The sequence below is a fragment of the Bradyrhizobium sp. YR681 genome (assembly GCF_000282615.1).
GTDB lineage: Bacteria > Pseudomonadota > Alphaproteobacteria > Rhizobiales > Xanthobacteraceae > Bradyrhizobium.
The window spans coordinates 1-7,346 of sequence record NZ_AKIY01000258.1 but is presented as its reverse complement, the minus strand read 5'-3'; the positions used below and the strand labels follow the sequence as shown (position 1 = coordinate 7,346).

Genomic DNA, 7,346 nt, shown 5'->3' with positions numbered 1-7,346 from the left:
CGCGGCTCGCCGCTCGGCGGCTACGACCAGCAGCTGTTCGCCGCCCGAAAGCATCTCGAGCAGTACAACATCAAGTTCCAGCCCGGCGTGAACGAGGACCTCGCGGCCACCGCCGTCTGGGGCTCGCAGCAGCTCAACCTCTCGCCCGGCGCCAAGTACGACGGCGTCGTCGGCATCTGGTACGGCAAAGGCCCCGGCGTCGACCGCTGCGGCGACGTGTTCCGCCACGGCAATGCCGCAGGCTCCGCCAAGAACGGCGGCGTGCTGTGCCTTGCCGGCGACGATCATGGCGCAAAGTCCTCGACCGTCCCGCATCAGTCAGACCATGCCTTCATGTCGGCGCTGATGCCGTATCTCTACCCCTCGAGTATCCACGAGATGATCGAGATGGGCCTGCTCGGCATCGCGATGTCGCGCTATTCGGGCTGCTGGGTCGGCATGAAGGTGATCACGGAGACCGTGGAGACCACCGCCGAGATCGACCTTACCGACGAGATGAAGCCCTTCATCATTCCCGCCGATTTCGAGCTGCCGCCCGGCGGCCTCAATCTGCGCTGGCCCGACGACCGCTTCGAGCAGGACCGCCGTCTCCAGGACTACAAGGGCTTTGCCGCGATCGCCTTTGCGCGCGCCAACAAGGTCAACCGGATCACCATGGATTCGCCGAACGCCCGCTTCGGCATCATGGCCTCGGGCAAGAGCTACGAGGACGTCCGCCAGGCGCTGCGCGAGCTCGGCATTACCGAGGAAGTCGCCGCCAAGATCGGTCTTCGCCTCTACAAGATCGGCATGCCCTGGCCGCTGGAGCCGGAAGGCGTGCGCCAGTTCGCGGTCGGTCTCGAAGAGATCTTCATCATCGAAGAGCGCCGCGAGATCGTCGAGAACCAGGTCAAGCAGGAGCTGTTCAACTGGCGCGACGACGTCCGCCCGCGCATCGTCGGCAAGATGGACGAGCACGACAAGCGTTTTCTCACGTTCTCCGCCGAGCTCAGCGTTGCCTCGCTGGCAACTTCGCTCACCGAGCGCCTGCTTCGCCTCAATCTCAATCCTGAAATCGCGGAGATGCTCCGCGCCAAGGCCGACTGGTTCAACGGCCGCCAGGCCACGCAAATGCAGGCCGTCGCGCCTGTCTCCCGCACCCCGTATTTCTGCTCCGGCTGCCCCCACAACACCTCGACCAAGGTCCCCGAAGGCAGCCGCGCGCTGGCCGGCATCGGCTGCCACTTCATGGCGCTGTGGATGGACCGCTCGACCGAGACGTTTACGCATATGGGCGGCGAGGGCGTGCCATGGGTCGGCATCGCGCCCTTCACCAACGAGAACCACATTTTCGCGAACCTCGGCGACGGCACCTACTTCCACTCCGGCCTTCTCGCCATCCGCCAGGCGGTGGCGTCCAAGACCAACATCACCTACAAGATCCTCTACAACGACGCCGTCGCCATGACCGGCGGCCAGCGCCATGACGGCGATCTCTCGCCGCAGCAGATCACCTTCCAGCTTCACGCCGAAGGCATCCGCGAGATCTACTTGGTCTCCGAAACGCCCGATGCCTATCCGGCCGACAGCATCGCGCCCGGCGTAAAACTGTATCATCGCGACGAGTTGCAAAACGTCATGAAGATGTGCCGCGAACAGAAGGGCACATCGGCGATCGTCTTCGTGCAGACCTGCGCCGCCGAGAAGCGCCGTCGCCGCAAGCGCGGGCTGATGGAAGATCCGGCGCGCCGCGTCATGATCAATCCGGCCGTCTGCGAAGGCTGCGGCGACTGCTCGGTGCAGTCGAACTGCATCTCGGTCGAGCCGCTGGAGACCGAGTTCGGCCGCAAGCGCGCCATCAACCAGTCGTCCTGCAACAAGGACTATTCCTGCGTGAAGGGTTTTTGCCCGTCCTTCGTCACCGTCGACGGCGGCAAGCCGCGCCATCGTGCACCGGCCGATCTCGGTGACATCGGCGCGATTCCCGAGCCGGCCTCGCGCCCGACGCTCGACAAGCCCTACAACATCGCCGTGGGCGGTGTCGGGGGCACCGGCGTGCTCACCATCGGCGCGCTGCTCGGCATGGCCGCGCATATCGAGGGCAAGGCCTCGATGATCCTCGACATGTCCGGCCTCGCGCAGAAGGGCGGGGCGGTGCTCAGCCATGTCCGCCTGTCGGATCATCCGGCCGAAGTGACGTGCTCGCGCATCGTTACCGGCACGGCCGATCTCGTGCTCGCCGCCGACGAGGTGGTCGCGGTCGCGAAGGATACGATCTCGCTCTGCGACACTAGCCGCACCCGCGGCATCATCAACAGCCACGTCATTCCCACCGCCGACTTCGTCCTCAACCGCGACTTCAACTTCCAGACCCGCAAGCTGAACGGTCTGCTGGAGACGGCACTGCACAAGGACTCCGTGTTCTTCGATTTCACCAAGCCGGCCGAGCAGCTGCTGGGCGACAGCATCGCGACCAACATGATGATGATGGGCTACGCCTATCAGAAGGGGCTGTTCCCGTTGTCGGCTGAATCGATCGAGCAGGCCATTGAGGTCAACGGCGTCTCGATCAAGATGAACAAGGAAGCCTTCCGCCTCGGCCGCCTCGCGGTCGCCGATCCCCAGCGTCTTGCCGGGATGCTGAAGGGGACGGACGAGGTCGTTGCGCCCAAGACCCTGGACGCCATGACGCTCGACGAGGTCATCGAGCATCGCGCCAAACATCTCACGGCTTACCAAAACGGCCGACTGGCAAAACGCTACCGCAAGCTGGTCGATCAGGTGCGCGATGCCGCGAAGCAGGGCGGTTACGACGATGCGCTGCCGCGCGCTGTCGCGGTGAACTACGCCAAGCTGCTTGCCTACAAGGACGAATACGAAGTCGCGCGCCTGTTCTCCGACGGCGCATTCGAGAAACAGCTGCGCGAGCAGTTCGAAGGCGACTTCAAGTTCAACTTCAATCTCGCCCCGCCAATCCTCAGCAGTGGTGTCGATGCCTTGGGCCGCCCGAAGAAGCGCGCCTTCGGCCCCTGGATGCTCCCCGTGTTCGGCACGCTGGCAAAGTTCAAGTTCCTGCGCGGCACCCCGCTCGATATTTTCGGCCGCAGCGCCGACCGCAAGCTCGAGCGCGATTTGATCGCCGGCTACGAGAAGGACGTCTCAACCGTGCTCGGCCTGTTGTCGCCGGTCACGGTCGACACGGCGGTCGAATTGCTGTCACTGCCCGACCGCATCCGCGGCTACGGCCCGGTGAAGGAGAAAGCGGTGGCCGACGCCAAGGCTCGCTACGCCCAGCTCGCCGCGGATTTGGCGAGCCCGCCGCCGGCGCCGAGGCAGATCGCGGCGGAGTAGGGCGGTCTCGTAGCCCGGATGGAGCGAAGCGCAATCCGGGCTACACCCGTTCATGGGGTGGGTTAGCTGCGGCGTAACTCGCCACTCCTGCGGAGTCTGACGGCGCACAAATTGGAGCTACTCAACCGCGGCACCAATTTCAGCGATGAGGTGATCGAGCTCGCTTACGATGGCGGCAGCGTCAGCTTCCAGAGTAGTCGTCATTTGCGTCAGCCATTCCGCGCCGCGATCCGGATCTGCAAGCAACCGGTAATTCGTCGAATCGGATTCGAAAACAAAGTTCATGAGGCTTCGCCTCAATCCATTAACCCGCCTGGCAATCGGCGCAGGGAATAGATGAAGGTTTTGCCACGTCTCGTTCATGTCGGACGTCAGGCGCCACTTTTTCAATGTAGATTCGATAGTCGGGTCATCTGCGGAGCGCTGGTCCGGTCTGAGAAGATAGGCATGCAATGTCTTAGCTTGCGGCTTGAGGGTACGTGCAATCATTTCGACCAGTTCGGCGTCGGATTGCGTGCGCATGTAAACGCCAAGGCGACGAAGCGCTAACTCTCTGTCCGCGACTTTCTTGTCGTGGCGGATCTTCTGGGTCGCCGCGTAGTAGGCCAGAGCTGCTGCCCCAAGCGCGATGATTGCCGCCAATGTCGGCTGGAAATCCCTGAGGATACAGTACAGGCAATGGTCGGCAGGCTGAGGCATCTTGCTAGAGTCTCACTTCTAGCTCTGGTTGTCGAGAGCGTGCGGTGAACGTTATGAACCATCCAGCCGCAACGAGCGGCGTCCGTCACGACATCGAAGCGGAGCAGGAACCGTAGGGCGCGCAAAGGCGCAAAGCGCCGTGCCCGCCATCTCTCCAAGATTGCACCGGAAGACGTGGGCACGCTTCCGCCTCCGCTCTTCGAGCTACGGCGGACAAGTCGTTTCGCCTACCCTGTGATTTCCTCTTTGAAATCAGCCGCCGTCCTACTGTGCATGGGGTTGTTTTCGCGAAAAAAGAAAAGCCCCTTGTGCCGTCGGGCAAAACACCTTTAGGATTTTGCCTGTCGCGCCCGTCATTGCGAGCGCAGCGAAGCAATCCAGAAATGCATCCGCGGAAAGACTCCTGGATTGCTTCGCTACGCTCGCAATGACGGTGAGGAGGCAGACGGGCGTTCCATGACCGTCGCCACTTGCGCCAACCCGCTGCCCTCTCGCAAGGCGGAATATTTCCGCGCTTGCCAATCAGCCCACTGCGGTTCAGAAAAAAGAGCCAAGAAGAAACGCGAGCGGAGACCTCTGTTTTGACCATCAAGGGCAAGGCCTACATTGCCGGGATCTACGAACACCCGACCCGGCATGCGCCGGACAAATCCACCGCCCAGCTCCACGCCGAGGTCGCCAAGGGCGCGATCGAGGATGCCGGGATCAGCAAGGACGATGTCGACGGCTATTTCTGCGCGGGCGACGCGCCCGGCGGCGCCTGGCCGATGGTCGACTATCTCGGGCTGAACACCAAAAAGCTCCGCCACGTCGATTCCACCGAGACCGGCGGCTGCTCCTACATCATCCATCTCGGCCATGCCGCTGAAGCGATCGCCGCGGGCAAATGCTCGATCGCGCTGATCACGCTGGCCGGCAAGCCGCGCACCGGCGTGATGCCGCCGCGCGCGGCTGGCGCGGAAGCCGATTTCGAGTCCGCCTACGGTGCGACCACGCACAATGCCTATGGCATGTGTGCCATGCGCCATATGCACGACTATGGCACCACCTCCGAGCAGCTCGCCTGGATCAAGGTCGCAGCCTCGCATCACGCGCAATACAATCCGCATGCGATGCTCAAGGACGTCGTCACCGTCGAGGACGTCTTGAACTCGCCGATGATCTCCGATCCCCTGCATCGGATGGATTGCTGCGTCGTCTCCGACGGCGGCGGCGCACTGATCGTAACCACGCCCGAGATCGCCAGGAGCCTGAAGAAGCCGCTGGTCAAGCTGATCGGCCATGGCGAGGCGATGAAGGGCCCGCGCGGCGGCAAGGATCTCGATCTCACATACTCCGCCGGCATCTGGTCCGGCCCGCGCGCGTTCGAGGAAGCCGGCATCACGCCGCAGGACATCAAATACGCCTCGATCTATGACAGCTTCACCATCACGGTGCTGATGCAACTCGAGGATCTCGGCTTCTGCAAGAAGGGCGAGGGCGGAAAATTCGTCGCCGACGGCAATCTGATCTCAGGCGTCGGCAAGCTGCCGTTCAACACCGATGGCGGCGGCCTCTGCAGCAACCATCCCGTCAACCGCGGCGGCATGACCAAGATCATCGAGGCCGTCAGGCAGCTGCGCGGCGAGGCGCATCCGAAGGTGCAGGTCAAGAATTGCGATCTCGCCATCGCCCACGGTACCGGCGGCCTTTTGGGCGTTCGCCACGCCGCCTCGACCGCCATTCTGGAGCGCGTGTGATGAGTGAAGCCAAGAAATATCCCGCCCCGGTCACGAACCCCGAGACCGCTGCATTCTGGGACGCGGCCAAGCAGGGCAAGTTCATGATCAAGCGCTGCACGGCGTGCGGCGAAGCCCATTACTTCCCGCGTGCGATCTGTCCGTTCTGCTATTCGGACAAGACGGTGTGGGAGGAGAGCTCGGGCGAAGCCACGATCTATACCTGGAGCCTGATGCGCAAATCGCCGACCGGCCCCTATGCGATCGCGTATGTTACACTGAAAGAAGGTCCGTCGGTGCAGACCAACATCGTCGACTGCGATCTCGAGAAGCTGAAGATCGGCCAGAAGGTGAAAGTGGTGTTCAAGCCGACCGACGGTGCGCCATTGCCGTTCTTCACGGTGGCCTGACGCAAAGCGAGATGTAACCCTCTCCCCTTGTGGGAGAGGGTGGCAGCCGAAGGCTGCCGGGTGAGGGGTCTCTCTCCACACGCAAAGTGTCACTGCGGAGCCAACCCCTCACCTGAGTGAGTTTGTTGCAAGAGCGGTGCTGCCCTCTCCCACAAGGAGAGAGGGCACATCAACGGGCATCGCCGCCTGCGGATCAGAAACTCGGGAGGAAACAAACAAGATGTCCGCCAGATACGAAGAACTCAAAGGCCTGAAAAACCTCGGCCAGAAATATGCCTACGGCGATCGCGAAGTCATGCTCTACGCCTATGGCATCGGCCTCGGCGCCGATCCCATGGACGAGAACGAGCTCGCCTTCGTCAACGAGGGCACGTTCACGCCGCGGCCGCTCAAGGCGGTGCCGACGTTTGCCTCCGTCGCCGCTTGGGGCTCGGGGCCGGGCGAGATGAACCTCAACCGCGTGATGGTGGTCGATGGCGAGCGCGACATCACCTTCCACCAGCCGCTGCCCGTGGCCGCGAACATCACGGCCGACTCCTCCGTCGTCGAGGTCTATGACAAAGGCAAGGACAAGGGCGTCGTCATCGCGCACCAGACCGTGCTGAAGAACGAGAAGGGCGAGAAGCTCGCAACGCTGGTCGCCTCGCGCTTTGCCCGCGGCGATGGCGGCTTCGGCGGGCCGAACCTGACCCAGCCCGATCCGCACAAGATCCCGTCGCGCAGCCCCGACAGGACCATCGACATCGTCACGCGCCCCGACCAGGCGCTGGTCTACCGCCTGTGCGGCGACCGCAATCCGCTGCACAGCGATCCCGAGTTTGCCAGGAAGGCCGGCTTCCCGCGTCCGATCCTGCACGGCATGTGCACCTACGGCATCACCTGCCGCGGCGTGCTCCAGACCTATGCCGACTACGACGCCTCCGCCTTCCGCCAGCACGTCGCGCGGTTCTCATCCCCCGTCTACCCCGGCGAGACCGTGACCATGGACCTCTGGAAGGACGGCAACACGATCTCGTTCGAAGCCAAGGTGAAATCGCGCGGCGTCACGGTGATCAAGAACGGCAAGACGGTGCTGGGTTAGGCGGGCACGGTGTTTCACTCCCTCGCCCCGCTTGCGGGGAGAGGGTGGGGTGAGGGGGAGTCTCCGCAGGGACGGTGACAGTCGAGTTCGCGGAGGCTCCCCCTCACC

At 63.3% G+C, this 7,346-nt stretch carries 5 protein-coding genes; 4 read left to right on the top strand and 1 reads right to left on the bottom strand.

The annotated features are described in order from the left end of the window. The coding region (locus tag PMI42_RS27910) for an indolepyruvate ferredoxin oxidoreductase family protein (protein WP_008140510.1) at positions 1–3,330 on the top strand (3,330 nt) is incomplete at its 5' end. A gap of 117 nt (positions 3,331–3,447) precedes the next feature. Here the strand turns inward: PMI42_RS27910 and PMI42_RS27905 are convergent. After that, on the bottom strand, positions 3,448–4,029 hold the full coding sequence (locus PMI42_RS27905) for a hypothetical protein (protein WP_008140508.1): 582 nt from the start codon (positions 4,027–4,029) through the stop codon (positions 3,448–3,450). A 581-nt stretch (positions 4,030–4,610) separates the two neighbouring features. Here PMI42_RS27905 and PMI42_RS27900 point away from each other — a divergent pair. From PMI42_RS27900 to PMI42_RS27890, 3 genes are all read left to right on the top strand, one after another. Next, the gene (locus tag PMI42_RS27900) at positions 4,611–5,768 is read left to right on the top strand and encodes a thiolase family protein (protein WP_008140506.1); all 1,158 of its coding nucleotides are present in this window, start codon (positions 4,611–4,613) and stop codon (positions 5,766–5,768) included. Further along, positions 5,768–6,157, top strand: coding sequence for a Zn-ribbon domain-containing OB-fold protein (locus tag PMI42_RS27895; protein WP_008140504.1), 390 nt, complete (start codon positions 5,768–5,770; stop codon positions 6,155–6,157). Before PMI42_RS27900 ends, PMI42_RS27895 begins: the two co-directional genes overlap by 1 nt. Positions 6,158–6,377: 220 nt before the next feature. After that, positions 6,378–7,238 (top strand): MaoC family dehydratase, encoded by an 861-nt coding sequence (locus tag PMI42_RS27890; RefSeq protein WP_008140502.1) that lies wholly within the window; start codon positions 6,378–6,380, stop codon positions 7,236–7,238. The last annotated feature ends 108 nt before the right edge of the window (positions 7,239–7,346 follow it).